Annotated in this window: 20 protein-coding genes and 5 tRNA genes; 7 read left to right on the top strand and 18 right to left on the bottom strand. The window is 72.1% G+C overall.

What is annotated here, in order from left to right; all coding sequences use genetic code 11:
* Positions 1–36: 36 nt before the first annotated feature.
* Positions 37–2,256 carry an ATP-dependent DNA helicase RecG gene (recG, locus tag NI25_RS11430; protein ID WP_061442358.1) on the bottom strand — a complete coding sequence of 740 codons (2,220 nt, stop codon included), beginning with the start codon at positions 2,254–2,256 and terminating at the stop codon, positions 37–39.
* 61 nt (positions 2,257–2,317) lie between these two features.
* A complete protein-coding gene (locus NI25_RS11435; RefSeq protein ID WP_061442359.1) occupies positions 2,318–4,033 on the bottom strand; it encodes a DAK2 domain-containing protein in 1,716 nt (571 codons plus the stop codon).
* Positions 4,034–4,299: 266 nt separating this feature from the next.
* Between NI25_RS11435 and rpmB the strand changes: the two genes are divergently transcribed.
* Positions 4,300–4,485 (top strand): 50S ribosomal protein L28, encoded by a 186-nt coding sequence (rpmB, locus tag NI25_RS11440; RefSeq protein WP_003993230.1) that lies wholly within the window; start codon positions 4,300–4,302, stop codon positions 4,483–4,485.
* Between the two features lie 107 nt (positions 4,486–4,592).
* A complete protein-coding gene (locus tag NI25_RS40150) occupies positions 4,593–4,766 on the top strand; it encodes a hypothetical protein (RefSeq protein WP_233520719.1) in 174 nt (57 codons plus the stop codon).
* Positions 4,767–5,010: 244 nt separating this feature from the next.
* On the opposite strand, the gene thiD is transcribed toward NI25_RS40150, so the two are convergent.
* Positions 5,011–5,811 carry a bifunctional hydroxymethylpyrimidine kinase/phosphomethylpyrimidine kinase gene (gene thiD, locus NI25_RS11445; protein WP_061442360.1) on the bottom strand — a complete coding sequence of 267 codons (801 nt, stop codon included), beginning with the start codon at positions 5,809–5,811 and terminating at the stop codon, positions 5,011–5,013.
* On the bottom strand, positions 5,808–6,776 hold the full coding sequence (locus NI25_RS11450; RefSeq protein ID WP_061442361.1) for a thiamine-phosphate kinase: 969 nt from the start codon (positions 6,774–6,776) through the stop codon (positions 5,808–5,810). The genes thiD and NI25_RS11450 overlap by 4 nt, the downstream gene beginning before the upstream one ends.
* A gap of 239 nt (positions 6,777–7,015) precedes the next feature.
* Here NI25_RS11450 and NI25_RS11455 point away from each other — a divergent pair, with 239 nt between their 5' ends.
* A complete protein-coding gene (locus NI25_RS11455) occupies positions 7,016–7,249 on the top strand; it encodes an Lrp/AsnC family transcriptional regulator (RefSeq protein WP_003973433.1) in 234 nt (77 codons plus the stop codon).
* Between the two features lie 179 nt (positions 7,250–7,428).
* Here NI25_RS11455 and NI25_RS11460 read toward each other — a convergent pair whose 3' ends face one another.
* The 3 genes from NI25_RS11460 to NI25_RS11470 form a co-directional block, all read right to left on the bottom strand.
* Positions 7,429–8,598, bottom strand: coding sequence for a D-alanine--D-alanine ligase family protein (locus NI25_RS11460; protein ID WP_061442362.1), 1,170 nt, complete (start codon positions 8,596–8,598; stop codon positions 7,429–7,431).
* Positions 8,599–8,690: 92 nt separating this feature from the next.
* The gene (locus tag NI25_RS11465; RefSeq protein WP_061442363.1) at positions 8,691–9,701 is read right to left on the bottom strand and encodes an NAD(P)H-dependent glycerol-3-phosphate dehydrogenase; all 1,011 of its coding nucleotides are present in this window, start codon (positions 9,699–9,701) and stop codon (positions 8,691–8,693) included.
* Entirely contained in the window at positions 9,698–10,483 is a 786-nt protein-coding gene (locus NI25_RS11470; protein ID WP_061442364.1) for a lysophospholipid acyltransferase family protein, read from the bottom strand. Before NI25_RS11470 ends, NI25_RS11465 begins: the two co-directional genes overlap by 4 nt.
* A 142-nt stretch (positions 10,484–10,625) precedes the next feature.
* On the opposite strand from NI25_RS11470, the gene cofC reads away from it, so the two are divergent.
* A complete protein-coding gene (gene cofC / locus NI25_RS11475) occupies positions 10,626–11,264 on the top strand; it encodes a 2-phospho-L-lactate guanylyltransferase (protein ID WP_061442365.1) in 639 nt (212 codons plus the stop codon).
* Positions 11,265–11,273: 9 nt separating this feature from the next.
* A complete protein-coding gene (locus tag NI25_RS11480; RefSeq protein ID WP_061442366.1) occupies positions 11,274–11,513 on the top strand; it encodes a hypothetical protein in 240 nt (79 codons plus the stop codon).
* A 132-nt stretch (positions 11,514–11,645) separates the two neighbouring features.
* On the opposite strand, the gene NI25_RS11485 is transcribed toward NI25_RS11480, so the two are convergent.
* The 4 genes from NI25_RS11485 to leuC all read right to left on the bottom strand — a co-directional run bounded on the left by NI25_RS11485 (position 11,646) and on the right by leuC (position 14,985).
* The gene (locus tag NI25_RS11485; protein ID WP_061442367.1) at positions 11,646–12,302 is read right to left on the bottom strand and encodes an HU family DNA-binding protein; all 657 of its coding nucleotides are present in this window, start codon (positions 12,300–12,302) and stop codon (positions 11,646–11,648) included.
* Between the two features lie 136 nt (positions 12,303–12,438).
* Positions 12,439–12,669 (bottom strand): hypothetical protein, encoded by a 231-nt coding sequence (locus tag NI25_RS11490; protein ID WP_052838413.1) that lies wholly within the window; start codon positions 12,667–12,669, stop codon positions 12,439–12,441.
* A gap of 286 nt (positions 12,670–12,955) precedes the next feature.
* Positions 12,956–13,549, bottom strand: a complete 594-nt coding sequence (gene leuD, locus NI25_RS11495; protein WP_061442368.1) for a 3-isopropylmalate dehydratase small subunit — start codon at positions 13,547–13,549, stop codon at positions 12,956–12,958.
* Between the two features lie 5 nt (positions 13,550–13,554).
* Complete coding sequence (gene leuC / locus NI25_RS11500) at positions 13,555–14,985, bottom strand: 3-isopropylmalate dehydratase large subunit (RefSeq protein ID WP_061442369.1); 1,431 nt, start codon at positions 14,983–14,985, stop codon at positions 13,555–13,557.
* 196 nt (positions 14,986–15,181) lie between these two features.
* On the opposite strand from leuC, the gene ndgR reads away from it, so the two are divergent.
* Positions 15,182–15,898 (top strand): IclR family transcriptional regulator NdgR, encoded by a 717-nt coding sequence (gene ndgR / locus NI25_RS11505; RefSeq protein ID WP_011030305.1) that lies wholly within the window; start codon positions 15,182–15,184, stop codon positions 15,896–15,898.
* A 66-nt stretch (positions 15,899–15,964) separates the two neighbouring features.
* On the opposite strand, the gene NI25_RS11510 is transcribed toward ndgR, so the two are convergent.
* Positions 15,965–16,537 carry a DUF4188 domain-containing protein gene (locus tag NI25_RS11510; RefSeq protein WP_061446875.1) on the bottom strand — a complete coding sequence of 191 codons (573 nt, stop codon included), beginning with the start codon at positions 16,535–16,537 and terminating at the stop codon, positions 15,965–15,967.
* Between the two features lie 83 nt (positions 16,538–16,620).
* Between NI25_RS11510 and NI25_RS11515 the strand changes: the two genes are divergently transcribed.
* Complete coding sequence (locus NI25_RS11515; RefSeq protein WP_061442370.1) at positions 16,621–17,265, top strand: MerR family transcriptional regulator; 645 nt, start codon at positions 16,621–16,623, stop codon at positions 17,263–17,265.
* Positions 17,266–17,325: 60 nt separating this feature from the next.
* Here the strand turns inward: NI25_RS11515 and NI25_RS11520 are convergent.
* From NI25_RS11520 to NI25_RS11545, 6 genes are all read right to left on the bottom strand, one after another.
* Positions 17,326–17,398, bottom strand: a tRNA-Glu gene (locus tag NI25_RS11520).
* 44 nt (positions 17,399–17,442) lie between these two features.
* Positions 17,443–17,514, bottom strand: a tRNA-Gln gene (locus NI25_RS11525).
* 20 nt (positions 17,515–17,534) lie between these two features.
* Positions 17,535–17,607 (bottom strand) — tRNA-Glu (locus NI25_RS11530).
* Positions 17,608–17,669: 62 nt separating this feature from the next.
* Positions 17,670–17,742 (bottom strand) — tRNA-Glu (locus NI25_RS11535).
* A gap of 22 nt (positions 17,743–17,764) precedes the next feature.
* Positions 17,765–17,836 (bottom strand) — tRNA-Gln (locus NI25_RS11540).
* Positions 17,837–17,927: 91 nt separating this feature from the next.
* Positions 17,928–18,662, bottom strand: coding sequence for an HAD family hydrolase (locus NI25_RS11545; RefSeq protein WP_061446876.1), 735 nt, complete (start codon positions 18,660–18,662; stop codon positions 17,928–17,930).
* Between the last annotated feature and the right edge of the window lie 180 nt (positions 18,663–18,842).

Here is an 18,842-nt window from a genome sequence, read left to right on the forward strand (position 1 = left end):
TGCTCGGGTGGACGGACGGTGTCCGTTGCCAGTCTGTCAGCCCTTCTCCAGGTACTGCTCCCGCTCCTCGTCCAGCAGTGCCTCCAGGGCCGTGCGCAGACCCGGCAGGCTGGTCAGCTCCGGGTCGGCGGCCACGACGGCGGCCGCCTCCTGTCTGGCCTCCGCGATGATCTCCTCGTCCTCGATGACGGCGAGGACCCGCAGGGAGGTGCGGGCACCGGACTGGGCCTGGCCGAGGACGTCGCCCTCGCGGCGCTGTTCGAGGTCGATGCGGGAGAGCTCGAAGCCGTCGCGGGTGCTCGCGACGGCGTTCAGCCGCTGCCGGGCCGCGCTCGCCTCGGGCATCTCGCTGACCAGCAGGCACAGGCCGGGGGCGGAGCCGCGGCCGACCCGGCCGCGCAGCTGGTGGAGCTGGGAGACGCCGAAACGGTCGGCGTCCATGATCACCATCGCGGTGGCGTTGGGGACGTTGACGCCGACCTCGATGACGGTGGTGGCGACCAGGACGTCGGTCTCCCCGGCGGCGAAGCGGCGCATGACCGCGTCCTTGTCGTCGGGCTGCATACGGCCGTGCAGGATCTCCACCTTGAGCCCCTGGAGCGGTCCCTTGGCGAGCTGCTCGGCGACGTCGAGGACGGCGAGCGGGGGGCGCTTGTCGGCGTCGCCCTCCGGGGCCTGCTTGGACTGCTTCGCGCCCTTCTTCGGGTCGTCGTCCCCGTCGCCGATGCGCGGGCAGACGACGTACGCCTGGTGGCCGTTCGACACCTCCTCGCGGACCCGTTCCCAGGCCCGGGTGAGGAAGTGGGGTTTGTCGGCGGCCGGGACGACGTGGCTGGCGATCGGGGACCGGCCGGCGGGGAGCTGGTCCAGGACGGAGGTCTCCAGGTCGCCGAAGACGGTCATCGCGACGGTGCGCGGGATGGGTGTGGCGGTCATGACGAGCAGGTGCGGGGGCTGCTTGCCCTTGCCGCGCAGGGCGTCGCGCTGCTCGACGCCGAAGCGGTGCTGCTCGTCGACGACGACCAGGCCGAGGTCGTGGAACTGGACCTTGTCCTCGATCAGCGCGTGGGTGCCGATGACGATGCCCGCCTCGCCGGTGGCCAGGTCGAGCAGGGCGTGCCGGCGGGCGGCGGCGCCCATGGAGCCGGTGAGCAGCACCACCTTGGTGGCGTGCTCGGCGCCGCCGAGCATGCCGCCCTCGGCCAGCTCGCCCATCATCTCGACGACCGACCGGTGGTGCTGCTGGGCGAGCACCTCGGTGGGCGCCAGCATCACGGCCTGTCCGCCGGAGTCGACGACCGCGAGCATGGCGCGCAGGGCGACCAGGGTCTTGCCGCTGCCCACCTCGCCCTGGAGCAGCCGGTGCATCGGGTGGTCGGTGGCGAGGTCGTCGAAGATCTCGCGGGAGACCCGCTGCTGGCCGTCGGTGAGGGTGAAGGGGAGGCGGTCGTCGAAGGCGGCGAGCAGGCCGTCGGAGCCGGGTTCGCGCGGGACGGCGGGGAGCTGGGTCTCGGCGTGGCGGCGGCGGGCGAGGGCGACCTGGAGGACGAAGGCCTCGTCCCACTTCAGGCGGGCGCGGGCGTCCTCGATGTCGGCCTTGGTGTGCGGGCGGTGGATCTTGAGCAGGGCCTCGGGCAGGGAGACCAGGCCCCGGCCCTCGCGCAGGGAGTCGGGGAGCGGGTCGACGGCCTCCCGGGCGCTGGGCAACACCGTCTGGATCGCCTTGGCGAGCTTCCAGGACTCCAGCTTGGCGGTGGCCGGGTAGAGGGGGATGAGGGCGCCCGCCCAGGACTCGGCGGTCTCCTCGCCGTCGGTGTCACCGCGCAGCAATTCGTACGCCGGGTGGGCCAGTTGGAGTCGGCGGTTGAAGACGGAGACCTTGCCCGCGAACATCGCGCGGGTGCCCGGCAGGAGTTCCTTGTGGGGCTTGTGGACGCCGTTGCCGAAGAAGACCAGTTGGAGGCGGCCGCTGCCGTCCGTGATGGTCACCTCGAGGCGCTGGCCCTTGCCGCGCGGGGCCTTCGACGAGGCGAAGGTGTGCAGGCGGGCGTCGGCGACCTGGGCGACCACGGTGACGTGCTCGTCCATCGGGAGGTCGGCGAGGTGGGTGAGCTGGCCGCGCTCCTCGTACCTCCGGGGGTAGTGGTGGAGGAGGTCGCCGACGGTGTGCAGGCCGAGGTGCTCGGCCATCACCTTCGCGGTGGCGGGGCCGAGCACCTTCTTCAGGGGTTCTTGCAGTGCGGGCACGAGATCCATTGCACACCACGTCACTGACAACGCACCGGGGAAGCGCCGTACCGGCCCCGTGCGGGTCTCCCTACTCCACGCCGACCAGCAGCAGCGCGCCCTGCCTGCCGCCCGGGTAGACCACCGTGTCGACGGCGAGGTACGCCTCGCGGACGCGGGCCTCCAGCCCGTCGGCGAGGGCCTGCGGGGCCTCGTCGCCGAGGACCAGGGTGACCAGCTCGCCGCCGGCCGACAGCATGCGGTCCAGGACGGTCGCGGCGACCTCGGAGACGTCGGCGCCGATCACGGCCACGTCGCCGTCGATGAGGCCGAGCACGTCCCCGGCCTGGCAGATGCCGGCCGTGGTCCAGGACTGGCGTTCGGCGACGGTGACCTCGGCGTGGCGGGTGGCGCCGGCTGCCGAGGTCATGGCCACCACGTCCTCGTCGAAGCGCCGCCCGGGCTCGTGCACGGCGAGCGCGGCGATGCCCTGGACCGCGGAACGGGTCGGGATGAGGGCGACGCGGACGCCCTCGGTGCGGGCCTGCTCGGCCGCCGCCGCCGCGGTGTGGCGCAGGTCGGCGTCGTTGGGCAGCAGCACCACCTCGCGCGCGTGCGCCCTGCGTACGGCCTGGACCAGCTCGCCGCTCGCGGGCGGCTCGCCGGGGCGCGCGAGCAGGGTGGTCGCGCCGGCCTCGGTGTACAGCGCGGCCAGCCCCTCCCCCGGTACGACGGCCACCACGGCGCGCTGGGCCCGCTCCCGGGGCGGGCGCTCCGTGCCGGTGGTGTGCGCGTCGCCCTGCCCGAAGTGGGTGATGCGGATCCGGTACGGCCGCCCGGCCTCGACGCCCGCCTCCACGGCGGCGCCCGCGTCGTCCACGTGCACGTGGACGTTCCACAGTCCGTCGCCGCCGACGACGACGAGGGAGTCCCCGAGGGCGTCGAGCCGCTGCCGCAACCGGGCCACGGCCGCGTCCTCGGCCTCCAGGAGGTAGATCACCTCGAAGGCGGGGCCGCCCTCGCCCTCCTCTGCGCACTCCCCCGCCGCCCGGGCCTCGGCGGGACCCTCACCGCCGGGCTCCACGCGCGCGTGCGGCACGGCGACCGGTCCCGGCGCCCGGCCCGTGAACGTCTCCACCAGGGCCGCGAGGACCGTCACCAGTCCGTGCCCGCCCGCGTCGACGACTCCGGCGCGCTCCAGGACGGGCAGCTGCCCCGGGGTGGCGACGAGCGCCGCGCGGGCGCCCTCGTACGCCGCACGGGCCACCTCGGCGCAGTCGCCCTCCGCACCGTCGGCCGCGTCGGCGGCGGCCGAGGCGACGGTCAGGACGGTGCCCTCGACCGGGTGGGCCACGGCCTGCCGGGCGGACGCGGCGGCGTGCCGCAGGGCCAGCCGCAGGCCGGGGCCCTCGGTGTGGGCGGAGTCACCCCGCTCGGCGAGCACCTGGGCCATGCCGCGCAGCAGCTGCGCGAGGATCGTGCCGGAGTTGCCCCGCGCGCCGATCAGCGCGCCGTGCGCCATGGCGCCCACGGCGTCGGCCAGTGAGGGCCCGCCGTCCGCGTCCAGGGTGCCCCCGCCCGCGTCCCGGGCCGCCCCGTCCAGCTCGTGCGCCGCGAAGACGGCCTCCACGGCGGCGGCGGCCGACTCGACGGTCAGGTACAGGTTCGTGCCGGTGTCCCCGTCGGCGACGGGGTAGACGTTGATCGCGTCGATCTCCTCGCGCGCCCGTCCCAGCGCGCGCAGCGACAGGCCGCACCAGGTACGCACCGCCAGAGCGTCGAAGAACCTCTGCGGCACCTGCGCCACCTGCGCCTCCCTGGAGTGCGGACGTGGCTGGCAGCGTAGACCTTGGGCCGCCGGCCCACCGGAACAGGGCCGGGACGGACCCCTGAGCTGCCGTGGTAGTTTCGTTGTACGGGAGCAGCCGTTGTATGCTGCTCCGGTTGCCCGATCCCGGTCGGGCCATCCCCCTGGCACCGCCACTCAGATCCCGGCCCGTTCGCGAGTCCGAGAGCTTGATCCCGGCATGCCGGGATCAACCGTAAGTGCATCTGAAGTCTTTGGAGTGACCCGTGGCTGCCAACTGCGACGTCTGCGGCAAGGGGCCGGGCTTCGGCAACAACATCTCGCACTCGCACCGCCGTACGTCCCGTCGCTGGAACCCGAACATCCAGCGTGTGCGTACCGTGGTGGGCGGGACGCCGAAGCGCGTGAACGCTTGCACCTCGTGCATCAAGGCCGGCAAGGTCTCGCGCTGACGCATCAGCTGAGCGCGCGGCCACTGCCTGGTCCGCTGTAGGGAGCCGGTCCACCTCGTGTGGGCCGGCTTTTTGCCGTACCCGGACACCGGCCGTGCCGGACTTCCGTGCCGGACTTCCGCGCCGCGCCCTGCTTCCGCACCGGGCCCCGCGGGGACGGGCTGGGAGGCGCCGAGCGTGCTGAAGGCGCTGGAGGAGGCCGACTCGCCCTGCTCGGCGACGACGGGCGCGGCTCCATCATGGGCGGCAGGGGCACGGGCGTCGCCGTCGTCGGCGCGTAGGTCCTGGCCGGGGAGATCGCCCTGGCGGGCGGCGACCGCCGGACCGCGTTCGCCGAGTACGAGACGCGGATCCGGGGGTTCGCCAAGGGCTGTCAGAAGAGCGCCGACCACGCGGGGCCGTTCTTCGCCCCGCCCACCGAGCGCCGCATCCGCAGCCGGGACCGCACGTACCGGCTGCTCGGCCACCGCCTGGTGGCCGGCGTCTTCAAGCGGCTCACGGAGAAGGAGGCCACCGGCATCGATCTCAGGGAGTGTCCCGCCTGAGCGCCCAGCCGTGGTCCACCGGTCCGATGCCGCCGCCGAGCGGGAACCCGGCCGCGATCGCCCCGGTGACGTACTCCTTGGCCGCGCTCACCGCGTCCGGCACCGACTGCCCCTTCGCCAGCCCGCAGGCCACGGCCGAGGCGAGGGTGCAGCCCGTGCCGTGCGTGTGGCGGTTGTCGAGGCGGGGGGCGCGCAGCCAGTGTTCCTCGGAGCCGTCGGTGAGCAGGTCTACGGCGTCGCCGGCCAGGTGGCCGCCCTTGATCAACACCCAGCGCGGGCCGTACTCGAGGACGGCGGCCGCGGCCCGGCGCAGGTCGGTGTCGGAGTCGACTCGTACGCCGGTGAGTTGGGCGACCTCGTCGAGGTTGGGCGTGGCGACGGTGGCGACCGGGAGGAGCCTGGTGCGGACCGACTCCAGGGCCGAGGCGGCGAGCAGCGCGTCCCCGTGCTTGGAGACGCCGACCGGGTCGACGACGGCGGGCGCGTCGGTGCCGGCGAGCAACTCGGCGACGGACTCGACCAGTTCGGCGGAGGAGAGCATCCCGGTCTTGACCGCCTGGACGCCGATGTCGTCCACGACGCTGCGGTACTGGGCGCGCACGGCGTCCACCGGCAGTTCCCAGGCGCCCTGCACGCCGCGGGAGTTCTGCGCGGTGACCGCGGTCAGGACGCTCATGCCGTGGGTGCCGAGGGCGAGCATCGTCTTCAGGTCGGCCTGGATGCCGGCGCCGCCGCCGGAGTCGGAGCCCGCCACGGTGAGGACCAGGGGCAGTGCCGTCACGCTTCCACGTCCCCGCCGAAGTGGTCCCAGCCGCCCTTGCTGGTCCAGGGCGCCCCGTCCACGGTGACCTGGGGCAGCGCGGAGGGGTTGAGCACCTCGCCGATGACCTTCCAGCGGGCGGGCAGCTTCACGTCCGGCGGGAAGGTCGCCACGATCGCGTGGTCCTCGCCGCCGGTGAGGACCCACTGCATGGGGTCGACGCCGACGGCCTGCCCGATGTCGTTCATCTGGGACGGGATGTCGATCTGCCCGGAGCGCACGTCGATCCTGACCTTGCTGGCCTCGGCGATGTGCCCCAGGTCGGCGATCAGTCCGTCGCTCACGTCGCACATGGCGGTGGCGCCCAGGCCCGCGGCTGCCGGACCCGCGTGGTACGGCGGCTCGGGGCGGCGGTGGGCCTCGACGAAGGCGCGCGGCGAGCGGAAGCCGCGGGAGAGGACGGCGAACCCGGCGGCGGACCAGCCGAGCCAGCCGGTCACCGCGACGAGGTCGCCGGGCTGGGCGCCGGCCCGGGTGACGGGCTCCTGGTTGCGCAGGTCGCCGAGGGCGGTGATGGAGACGGTGATGGTGTCGCCGCGCACCACGTCGCCGCCGACCACGGAGGCGCCCGCGACCTGGCACTCGTCGCGCAGCCCGTCCATCAGCTCGGTCGGCCAGGTCACCGGCAGTTCGGCGGGCACGACCAGGCCGAGCAGCAGCGCGGTCGGCACGGCGCCCATGGCGGCGATGTCGGCCAGGTTCTGCGCCGCCGCCTTGCGGCCCACGTCGTACGCGGTGGACCAGTCCCGGCGGAAGTGCCGCCCCTCGACGAGGATGTCGGTGCTGGCCACCACCCTGCGGTCGGGCGCGGCCACCACCGCGGCGTCGTCGCCGGGTCCGACCCGGACCGCGGGGGTGGTGGTGAGACGGGAGGTGAGCTCCCTGATGAGCCCGAACTCCCCCAGCTCACCAACAGTGCCCTTCATCGCCTTGGCTCCCCTTCTGTCCCGGTCCCTGTCCGCGTCCGTGTCCGGTCGCGCGTCATCTCTGTCCTCGTTACGGTCGAATGGACCGTCGCCACGGTCGGCGTGATCGTCAACTCGTGTCCCTGGGGCACCCCGACGCGCGAGGTCCGCGGCCCGCGGGTCTCCCCTCGGAGAGCGGCTACGCGATACCGTGGCGTTCCTTTTCCCCACATGATCCTCGTGGCCGCTCTGGAGGTTCCGTGGTACAGGCGTACATCCTGATCCAGACGGAGGTCGGCAAGGCGTCGACCGTCGCCGAGACGATCAGCAAGCTCCCCGGCGTGATCCAGGCCGAGGACGTGACAGGACCTTACGACGTCATCGTCCGCGCCCAGTCGGACACCGTCGACGAACTGGGTCGCATGGTGGTCGCCAAGGTCCAGCAAGTGGACGGCATCACCCGCACCCTGACCTGTCCGGTCGTCCATCTCTAGCTCCTGCCCCCTCTCCGCCGCTGGGTCCCGTCCCTGTTGATCGCCGACGCGGGCTGTTCCTCAGCAGACGACGGCGAGTCGGTGACGGTTCCCGGACCGGACAGGAAACCCGCTGATCATACTGCGAGAAGGCGACCCCCGAGGGAGTCGCCTTCTCTGTGGTCACGGCGCGGAACGCGTCAGCGCAGTCCCGTGGACCGCCGCAGCGCCGCCTGGACCAGCCGGTCCACCAGTTCCGGGTAGCTCACGCCGCTCGCCTGCCACATCTGCGGGTACATGGAGATCGGGGTGAAGCCGGGCATGGTGTTGATCTCGTTGATGACGAACTCGCCGTCCTCCGTGAGGAAGAAGTCCGCGCGCACGAGCCCCTCGCAGGAGGCTGCGTCGAACGCCGCCACGGCGAGGCGCTGGACCTCGGCGGTCTCCTCGGGCGTGAGCGGGGCGGGCACGATGCCCGGGGTGGAGTCGATGTACTTGGCCTCGAAGTCGTAGTACGCGTGCTCCGACGGCGGCGGGATCTCGGCCGGGACGGAGGCGCGGGGGCCGTCCTCGAACTCCAGCACCCCGCACTCGATCTCCCGGCCCCGCAGCGCCGCCTCGACCAGGATCTTCGGGTCGTGGCGCCGGGCCTCCTCGATCGCCTCGTCGAGGCCCGCGAGGTCGTCGACCTTGGTGATGCCGATCGAGGAACCCGCGCGCGCGGGCTTCACGAACAGCGGCCAGCCGTGCTCCCCGGCGAAGTCGACGATCTTCCTGCGGGCGCCGGCACGGTCCTGCTCCCACTCGCGGGGCCGGACCACCACGTACGGGCCGACCTTCAGTCCGTAGGAGGCGAAGACCGCCTTCATGTACTCCTTGTCCTGGCCGACGGCGGAGGCGAGCACGCCCGCGCCGACGTAGGGCACACCGGACAGCTCCAGCAGACCCTGGAGGGTGCCGTCCTCGCCGTAGGGGCCGTGCAGCACGGGGAAGACGACGTCGACCTCGCCGAGCGCCTTGGGCACCGAGCCGGGTTCGCTGTAGACGACCTCGCGGTTGGCGGGGTCGACGGGCAGCAGCACGCCGCCCTCGGTCGACTCGGCCAGTTCCTCGACGTCGGGCGTACGGCGTTCGGTGATCGCCATGCGTTCCGGTTCGTCGGCGGTGAGGGCCCAGCGGCCGTCCCGGGTGATGCCGATCGGCAGGACGTCGTAGCGCGTCCGGTCGATGGCCGCGAGGACGGCGCCGGCGGTGACCACGGAGATCCCGTGTTCGGAGCTGCGCCCGCCGAACACGACGGCCACACGCGGTTTGCGGGACGGCCGCGCGGGGCTCTGCTCGGGGCTCTGGGGGAGGTTCTCGGTGCTCATATCGCGTTGAGCGTACCCGCCCGTAGGGCCGTGAGACAGCGTCGGCGGGGCCGCGTGGCGCGCGGGTTCCGGATCGCCCCGGGAGGGGTCGCTCAGCGTCGTTCGGGCTTCGCGCTGCGCGACATCAGTTCCTTCACGGCGACCATCGGGGACTTGCCCTCGTGCACGATGGCGACGACCGTCTCGGTGATCGGCATGTCGACGCCGTGCCTGCGGGCCAGGTCCAGCACGGACTCGCAGGACTTGACGCCCTCGGCGGTCTGCTTGGTGACCGCGATGGTCTCCTCCAGGGTCATGCCCCTGCCGAGGTTGGTGCCGAAGGTGTGGTTGCGCGACAGCGGCGAGGAGCAGGTCGCCACCAGGTCGCCGAGCCCGGCGAGCCCGGAGAAGGTCAGCGGGTCGGCGCCGAGCGCGACCCCGAGGCGGGTGGTTTCGGCGAGGCCGCGGGTGATCAGGGAGCCCTTGGCGTTGTCGCCGAGGCCCATGCCGTCCGCGATGCCGACGGCGAGACCGATCACGTTCTTCACGGCGCCGCCCAGTTCGCAGCCGACGACGTCGGTGTTGGTGTAGGGGCGGAAGTACGGCGTGTGGCAGGCGGTCTGGAGCCGCTGGGCGACGGATTCGTCGGGGCAGGCGACCACGGCGGCGGCGGGCATCCGGGCGGCGATCTCGCGGGCCAGGTTGGGCCCGGTGACCACGGCGATGCGCTCAGGGCCGACCTTGGCGACGTCCCCGATCACCTCGCTCATCCGCATCGCCGAACCGAGTTCGACGCCCTTCATCAGCGAGACCAGGACGGTGCCGGGCGCCAGCAGCGGCGTCCAGTCGGCCAGTCCCGCGCGCAACGTCTGGGAGGGGACGGCGAGGACGGTGAAGTCGGCGTCGTGCGCCGCCTCGGCGGCGTCGGTGGTGGCCCGCAGGTTCTCGGGGAGTTCCACGCCGGGCAGGTAGTCCGGGTTGGTGCGGGTGGAGTTGACGGCGTCGGCGAGTGCGGCGCGGCGCCCCCACAGGGTGACGTCGCAGCCCGCGTCGGCGAGGACCGTGCCGAAGGCGGTGCCCCAGGATCCGGTGCCGAAGACGGCCGCCTTGACCGGCTTGCTCACGTGCTCTGCCCTTCTGCCTGCTCTGCCTGCTGCGCCCGCGCCCGTGCCTGTGCCTGTGTCCGGCGCCGCTGTTCGATCCGCTCGCGGCGCGGGTCGTAGGGGGTCTCGGGTGCCTTCTCGCCGCGGATCTCCTCCAGCTGGCGGGTGACGGCGGCCATGATGACCTCGGTGGCCTCCTTGAGCACCTCCGCGGTCATCTCCCGGCCGTAGAACCGCGACAGGTCCACCGGCGGGCCGGCGAGCACCCGGTGGGTCTTCCGCGGCAGGAGGTTCGGCTTCTTGGCGTACGGCGGCAGCAGTTCGTTGCAGCCCCACTGGGCGACCGGGATCACCGGGCACTTGGTCTGCAGGGCGACGCGCGCGGCACCGGTCTTGCCGGTCATGGGCCAGCCGTCCGGGTCGCGGGTGAGGGTGCCCTCGGGGTAGAACGCGACGCACTCGCCGCGCTCCACGGCGTCGATCGCGGCCCGGAAGGCGCTGAGCGCGTCCGTGCTCTCGCGGTAGACGGGGATCTGTCCGGTCCCCCGCATCGCGGCGCCGACGAAGCCCTTCTTGAAAAGGCCGCTCTTCGCCAGGAATCGCGGGACGCGTCCGGTGTTGTACTGGTAGTGCGCGTACGCGAAGGGGTCGACGTGCGAATTGTGGTTCACGGCGGTGATAAATCCACCCTCGGCCGGAATGTTCTCCATTCCCCGCCAGTCCCGCTTGATCAGAACCACCAGCGGCGGTTTGCAGATCACCGCGGCCAAGCGGTACCAGAAGCCGATTCTGCGGCGGGGCACGCTGACACCTTTCCTCCAGGGCCTGGGGCCGGACAAGTGTCGCCCCGGGCCGCCCGTCTGTCGAGAACACCGTACGCCCCGAAGAGTGAACCGCCAGGTCTCGCAGGTGACAATGGCGGCGACGAGAGAAGGACGGAACCTCGTGCAGTGGACCTTGGTCGTACCCGTGAAGCACCTGGCCCGGGCCAAGAGCAGGCTGGCGGACACCGCGCACGACGGGGTGCGGCCGGGGCTCGCGCTGGCGTTCGCCCAGGACACCGTGGCGGCCGCGCTGGCCTGCCCGGCGGTCGCGGATGTGGCAGTCGTCACGGACGACGCGCGGGCCGGGCGGGAGCTGGCGGCGCTCGGCGCGGGCATCGTCGCGGACGAACCCGGCGGCGGCCTGAACGCCGCGCTGGCGCACGGAGCCGCCGCGGTACGGGCGGTCCGGCCACAATGCCCGGTGGCCGCGCTCAACGCCGATCTTCCCGCGCTGCGGCCGGCGGAATTGGCTCGGGTGCTGGCCGCGGCCGCGCAATTCCCGCGCGCTTTTCTCCCGGACGCGGCCGGAATCGGCACCACCTTGCTGGCGGTGGCGCCGGGCCGTGAATTGGCCCCCTCATTCGGTGCGGATTCACGGGCCCGCCACCGCGCGTCCGGCGCGGTGGAACTGCGTCTGGGCGCCGTGGACTCCGTACGGCAGGACGTCGACACCGGCGGTGACCTCCGCTCCGCCCTGGCGCTCGGGGTGGGGCCCCGTACGGCCGCGGTGGCGGCGCGGCTGCTGATCGCCGGGCAGTAGGCTGCGCGCATGCAGGCGACCGCGTACACGTACGACCCCGAAAGCCGCAGCGGGCAGGTGCTGCTCGACGACGGCACGCCCGTGCCCTTCGACGCGGCGGCGTTCGACGCGGGGGGTCTGAGACTGCTGCGGCCGGGGCAGCGGGTGCGGATCGAGACCGAGACCGAGGCGGAGGGCGACGCCGGGGCCGGAGGCGCAGCCCGGGACGCGGGACTCCGGATCACGCTGGTGACGCTGCAGACGTTCTGATCCGCGGGCCCTCGTACCCCCCGGACACGCCGCGGGCCGGACTCCGAGAGGGAGTCCGGCCCGGCGCGTGAGTGCCCTGTGCCCGTTCGCCTGACGCTGTCCGCCGCTGCTCGCAGGGGCTGCGGCTGCCTGCTACTTCTTGCGGGCGGTGGCCTTCTTGGCGGTGGTCTTGCGGGCCGTCGACTTCTTGGCCGGGGCCTTCTTGGCGGTCGCCTTCTTCGCCGGGGCCTTCTTGGCGGCGGTCTTCTTGGCGGCCGCCGTGGTGCTCTTGGCGGCGGACTTCTTGGCGGTGGTCTTCTTCGCCGTGGTCTTGGCGGCGCCGGTGGTCTTCTTCGCGGCCGTCTTCTTCGCCGCCGCGGAGGTCTTCTTGGCCGCGCCCGTGGTCTTCTTCGCGGCGCCCGTGGCCTTCTTGGCGGCGGCCTTCTTGCCCGCGGCCTTGGAGATGGTGGGCGGCGGGCCGGACAGGCTGCCCTTGGGGGCCTTCTTGACCGCGATGTCGTTCTTCGGGAGCTTCTTCGAGCCGCTCACCAGGTCCTTGAAGCCCTGGCCCGCGCGGAAGCGCGGCACGGAGGTCTTCTTGACCCGAACCCGCTCGCCCGTCTGGGGGTTGCGGGCGTAGCGGGCCGGGCGGTCGACCTTCTCGAAGGAACCGAAGCCGGTGACCGAGACCCGGTCGCCCGCGACGACGGCACGGACGAGGGCGTCCAGGACCGCGTCGACGGCGTCGGCGGCCTGCTGCCGGCCTCCCAGCTTGTCGGCAATCGCTTCTACGAGCTGCGCCTTGTTCACGTCTTCCCCTTCGGAGACCTCGCCAGAACGAATGTGTTCAAGCTTTTTCGCACGTTAGGCAGATATATACCGCAAATCAAACACGAAACGGGCTAATCACCCTTGTGCCGCAACGGACTCGGGCAGCCCGGCCGGTTCAGCCTTCCTCTTCGGGGAATCGGCCCGCGTCGAGGTCGGCGGTGAACCGGTCCAGGCGCCTTGCCGCACCGGCGAGATCGTGTTTGGCCGCGGCCGTAATGACCAGCAGCTTCCGGGTCAGCGCCATCCGTACGCCCTCCGGGACTTGCAGTGCGCGCACTCTTGTGTGCGCTTCCTTGAGCCGGACCGCGACCGCCGTATAGAGCTCGAGTTGGCCGTCGTGTTCCATGCACAGATTGTGCCATCTGGGGCGAGTTGTCGCCTGCGCAGGGGGCAACTGCCGCCCCGAACGGCCTTCCTGGCGCATCCGGAAACCGGTCCTCGCGACCTCACGTACCCCGGCAACAACGCCTCTAACGTGGGAAGTTGTGCGTCACGCCCGGCATCGGCGGCCTCGGGCGGATCCGAAAACGGCCGTACCCCCGATCGGGCTGATCGGGGGTACGGCGGGTGTGCTGGGTGGCCGAAACTCGACCTTGCGAAGCACCCCCGGGAACGCGTGGGGGCTCCGGGGATCAGACCTGGAGGGTCTGCGGCTTGAACGACGGGCGCTTCGCCTCGTACGCGGCGATGTCCGCCTCGTTCTGGAGGGTGATCGAGATGTCGTCCAGCCCGTTCAGCAGCCGCCAGCGGGAGTTCTCGTCCAGCTCGAAGGAGGCGGTGACGCCCTCGGCACGGACCTCGCGGGCCTCCAGGTCGACCGTGATCTCGGCCTGCGGGTCCTTCTCCACCAGGTCCCACAGCGCGTCCACGGTCTTCTGGTCGAGGACGACGGTGAGCAGGCCGTTCTTCAGCGAGTTGCCGCGGAAGATGTCGGCGAAGCGGGAGGAGATCACGGTCTTGAAGCCGTAGTTCTGCAGGGCCCAGACGGCGTGCTCGCGGGAGGAGCCGGTGCCGAAGTCGGGGCCCGCGACCAGGACGGTGGCGCCCTCGCGCTCGGGCCGGTTGAGCACGAACTCCGGGTCCTTGCGCCAGGCCTCGAAGAGCCCGTCCTCGAACCCGTCCCGGGTCACCTTCTTGAGCCAGTGGGCGGGGATGATCTGGTCGGTGTCGACGTTGCTGCGGCGCAGCGGGACGGCCCGGCCGGTGTGCTTGGTGAACGCTTCCATGACTCTCAGACTCCAGCGGGCGTGGGGGCGTCGGCGGCGGACAGGTCGGCCGGGGAGGCCAGGTGGCCCAGGACCGCCGTCGCGGCCGCGACCTGCGGCGACACCAGGTGGGTGCGGCCGCCCTTGCCCTGGCGTCCCTCGAAGTTGCGGTTGGAGGTGGATGCGGAGCGCTCGCCCGGGGCCAGCTGGTCCGGGTTCATGCCCAGGCACATCGAGCAGCCCGCGTGCCGCCATTCGGCGCCGGCCTCCTTGAAGACCACGTCCAAGCCCTCGGAGACGGCCTGCAGGCCGACCCGCGCGGAGCCCGGGACGACCAGCATGCGTACCCCGTCGGCGACTTTGCGGTCCCGGACGATCTCCGCGGCGGCCCGCAGGTCTTCGATGCGGCCGTTGGTGCAGGAACCCACGAAGACCGTGTCCACCTTGATGGAGCGCAGCGGCTGACCGGCCTCCAAGCCCATGTACTCCAGGGCCTTTTCGGCGGCGAGGCGCTCCGAGGCGTCCTCGTACGAAGCCGGGTCGGGGACGGCCGCGGAAAGCGGGGCGCCCTGGCCGGGGTTGGTGCCCCAGGTGACGAACGGCGCCAGCTCGGCGGCCTCGATGACCACCTCGGCGTCGAACTCGGCGTCGTCGTCCGTGCGCAGCGTCTTCCAGTACGCGACCGCCGCGTCCCAGTCGGCGCCCTCGGGGGCGTGCGGGCGGCCCTGGAGGTAGGCGAAGGTGGTCTCGTCGGGGGCGATCATGCCCGCGCGGGCGCCGGCCTCGATCGACATGTTGCAGATGGTCATGCGGGCCTCCATCGAGAGCTTCTCGATGGCCTCGCCGCGGTACTCCAGGATGTAGCCCTGGCCGCCGCCCGTGCCGATCCGCGCGATGATCGCCAGGATCAGGTCCTTGGCCGTGACTCCGTCGGGCAGCTCGCCGTTGACGGTGATCGCCATGGTCTTCGGGCGGGCCATGGGCAGCGTCTGGGTGGCCAGCACGTGCTCGACCTGCGAGGTGCCGATGCCGAACGCCAGCGCGCCGAAGGCGCCGTGCGTGGAGGTGTGCGAGTCGCCGCAGACCACGGTGGTGCCGGGCTGGGTCAGACCGAGCTGGGGGCCGACGACGTGCACGACGCCCTGCTCGACGTCGCCCAGCGGGTGCAGCCGGACGCCGAACTCCGCGCAGTTCTTGCGCAGCGTCTCCAGCTGGGCCCGGGAGACCGGGTCCGCGATGGGCTTGTCGATGTCGAGCGTCGGGGTGTTGTGGTCCTCGGTGGCGATGGTCAGGTCGAGCCGCCGCACCGGGCGGCCGCTCTTGCGGAGGCCGTCGAAGGCCTGCGGGCTGGTCACCTCGTGCAGCAGGTGCAGATCGATGAAGAGGAGGTCGGGCTCGCCCTCGGCGCGCCGGACGACGTGGTCGTCCCAGACCTTCTCCGCGAGTGTCCTACCCATCGCTTTCCCTTCGGTCGGCACGAAGCGCCGACCCAACTAGTGATCTTGGGGAAGCGGTGCCCGCACCCCTGTGTTTCCGGGCAACCGCCACCAGGCCCTCTCGTCACGGGCCGTTGTGACTTCGTGCCATCCAGAGTGGCGGGTTCCACGGAAAATTGAACTTGCGTTTCACAGAGTGAGACGGGAGTATCGTTGCATGGACAACAGTAGCGGCGTCGGCGTTCTGGACAAGGCGGCCCTCGTCCTGAGCGCTCTGGAGTCCGGCCCGGCCACCCTCGCGGGGTTGGTCGGTGCGACCGGACTGGCACGACCCACGGCCCACCGCCTGGCCGTGGCGCTGGAACACCACCGTATGGTGGCGCGCGACATGCAGGGCCGTTTCATCCTCGGCCCGCGCCTGGCCGAGCTCGCGGCGGCGGCCGGTGAGGACCGCCTGCTCGCCACGGCGGGCCCGGTCCTCACCCACCTGCGCGACGTCACGGGCGAGAGCGCCCAGCTCTACCGCCGCCAGGGCGACATGCGCATCTGCGTGGCCGCGGCCGAGCGCCTGTCGGGCCTGAGGGACACGGTCCCGGTCGGCTCCACGCTCACCATGAAGGCCGGCTCCTCGGCGCAGATCCTCATGGCCTGGGAGGAGCCCGAGCGCCTCCACCGCGGCCTCCAGGGCGCCCGCTTCACGGCGACGGCGCTGTCCGGCGTGCGGCGCCGCGGCTGGGCCCAGTCCATCGGCGAGCGCGAGCCCGGCGTCGCGTCCGTCTCCGCGCCGGTGCGCGGCCCCTCCAACCGCGTGGTGGCCGCCGTGTCCGTCTCCGGGCCCATCGAGCGACTCACCCGCCACCCCGGCCGCATGCACGCGCAGGCCATCATCGACGCCGCCGGCCGCCTCTCCGAGGCCCTGCGCCGCAACGGCTGACCGCCCCCGAACGCTGCTGACCGGTCACGGGCCCGCCTCAACGCCGCGGCGGGCCCGGCGCCGTTCTCAGACCCCGTCGGGGGCCTCCCCCGGGGCGACGACGCGCCTCTCGGCCCTCGCCACAGCCGCGTCCGCCGCCTTGGCCGACCGGTACGCGAAGCGGTCGCGGGCGCGCTTGCCCCGCCGCTCCAGGGACACCCGGCCGTGCGCCGCCGCGAGCCCGAACGCGGGCATGTCGGCGTAGATCGACTCGTAGGACCCCTCGGGCACGACGTACGCCTCGTGCCAGAGCCCCACGTGCCCGCGCACCCTGCCCTTGCGCTCCTTGCCGTTGATGACCGCCCAGGCCCGGTGGTGGAACATGTCGGGCGAGTGCGCGTACCGGTAGAGCTTCTCCTTGGACTCCCAGTACTGGACGACGTAGTACGTCCGCGGCGAGGCCGTCAGCAGGACGTGGTGCAGGAGCCCGCGCTCCGGGGCCTTCGCCAGCTCGCGGAGCATGCGCGGCATGGCGAGGAAGACCGGCAGCCAGTGGTGCACAGCCCAGAAGTGGTTGATCCGCATGCCGATCAGCAGGACGGTCACGTCCCCCTCGGCGGCGGCGGTGGTGCGGGTCGCGGTCGCGGACTTGCCCGGCATGAACGCCTCCCCGTTGTCGGTGAGCTGCACTGTCCAAGTGCCACTGCTTGGATAGTGGCGCTATCCGAAGGAGGGTGCAAGGGATGCGACTGGCCGACCTGAGCAAGCGCAGCGGGGTGTCCACCGCGACGATCAAGTACTACCTGCGGGAAGGGCTGTTGCCGCCGGGTCGGCAGATCAACGCGACCACGGCCGAGTACGACGAGGACCATCTGCGCCGGCTGCGGCTGGTGCGGGCGCTGATCCAGGTCGGCAAGGTGCCGGTGGCCGCGGCCCGGGAGGTCCTGGGGCACGTCGACGACGACTCGCTGGGCCGCACCGTCCGGCTGGGAGCGGCCCTGTGGGCGCTGCCGCAGGAAGCCGAGCCCGACGAGGCGGACCCGGCAGTGGCCGCCGCCCGCGTCGAGGTGGACCGGCTCCTCGAACTGCTGGGCTGGGAGACCTCGCGGGAGATGGCACCGCTCTCCCCCGTGCACCGCTCCCTGGTGGTGGCGGTGGCCGCGCTGCGCCGGCTCGACTATCCGTGGGACGCGGAACTGATGGCGCCCTACGGCGCATTGATGATGGAAGTGGCCCGACGGGACCTGGACTTCATGGAGAGCCACGCCTCGGAGGCGGAGCAGGTCGAGCTGGCGGTCGCGGCGGCGGTGCTCTTCCAGCCGGTGCTGCGGGCCCTGCACCGGCTGGCACAGGAGGAGGAGTCGGCGCGGCGGTACGGCATCGAGTAAGTGCGTGAGGAACGCCGAAGGGGGCTCCCGCCTCGGCGGAAGCCCCCTCGGGACTTCGAGTACCCCCGACCGGATTCGAACCGGCGCTACCGCCTTGAGAGGGCGGCGTGCTAGGCCGCTACACAACGGGGGCGTGGATCTTGCAGGCGTTCAATACTACATCGCCGCAGATCCGAGCTGGTCTACCAGGACTCGAACCTAGACTAACTGAACCAGAATCAGTCGTGCTGCCAATTACACCATAGACCAATGTGGTTTAGACCAGTTCGTACCCCCGACCGGATTCGAACCGGCGCTACCGCCTTGAGAGGGCGGCGTGCTAGGCCGCTACACAACGGGGGCCCTAGCGATCCTGCATCGAGAACAGTGGGAGCTACCCGGGCTGTCCTCGCGGGAAGGATCTGTACCCCCGACCGGATTCGAACCGGCGCTACTGCCTTGAGAGGGCAGCGTGCTAGGCCGCTACACAACGGGGGCTTTGCAGATTTAGCTCTGCGAGCTGGCCTACCAGGACTCGAACCTAGACTAACTGAACCAGAATCAGTCGTGCTGCCAATTACACCATAGGCCACTGGAACGCAAGCCCCGGAGGGTTCTTGTTCTAGCGTTGCGCTTCCGGTTCCCGGCCGTTCGGCCCGCTCTCCGGCGGCGCAGGAAGAACATTACCCGAAGGTGGACGGGGCTCCAAAACGGGTATCGGCGCCGAGGAGCGCGGGAAGTTCGGAGAGCGAGGCGATACGGCGCGGTCCGGCCGGCGGGTCGACGGTCGCGCAGACGCCGCCGCGGTCGATCCACACGGACAGCAGCCCGGCGTCGGCGGCGCCGCGACCGTCGATCTCCGGGTGGTCCCCGACGTAGGCGACCTCGGACGGCGGGAGGGCCAGGGCGTCGCAGGCCGCGAGGAAGGCACCGGCCTCCGGCTTGGAGACGCCCAGCTCGGCGGCGCACAGGATGGCCTCGAAGCGGTCGTGCACGCCGAGGACGCGCAGCTTGCGGTCCTGGACGGTGAGGCTGGAGTTGGAGAGCACGGCGTGCCGGTGGCTGCCGGCGAGCGCGTCCAGGACGGGCATCACGTCGGGGAAGAGGGACCAGGCGGCCTCGTAGTGCGTGACGTACCGCTGGAACCAGCCGTCGGCCTCGGCGTCCGTCAGCTCCGGACGGCCCAGGAACACCCGGGTGCGGTCGCGGCGCTGTGTGACGAAGTCCACCTCTCCGGCGGAGAAGCGCGCCCACTGCTGGTCGGTGATCTCCCGCCAGCGCACGAGGGCCTGCTCGGCCGACCCGTACCCGGCGAGGAGCCCCTCGGCGGCCAGATGGGCACGCATGCCCTCGCGGTCGGCGGTGGTGTAGTCGAAGAGCGTGTCGTCGACGTCCCAGACCACGGCGCGAATGCTCATGATCCGACGGTAACGCCGGGACGGGGCGGTCCGGGTGCCTTTCGGCGCTCCGGTGGCCGGTGCGGTCATGGCCGTCGTCCCGGAGATCTTCGCCGGGAGTGCCCCTCCTCATCGACGAGGCCGACGTACGGTGACCGAGCGGCGAGGGGCGGCACCCGGAGTTCCGGGTGCCGCCCCTCG

This window comes from Streptomyces sp. CCM_MD2014 (assembly GCF_000772045.1).
GTDB classification, from domain to species: Bacteria; Actinomycetota; Actinomycetes; order Streptomycetales; family Streptomycetaceae; genus Streptomyces; species Streptomyces salinarius.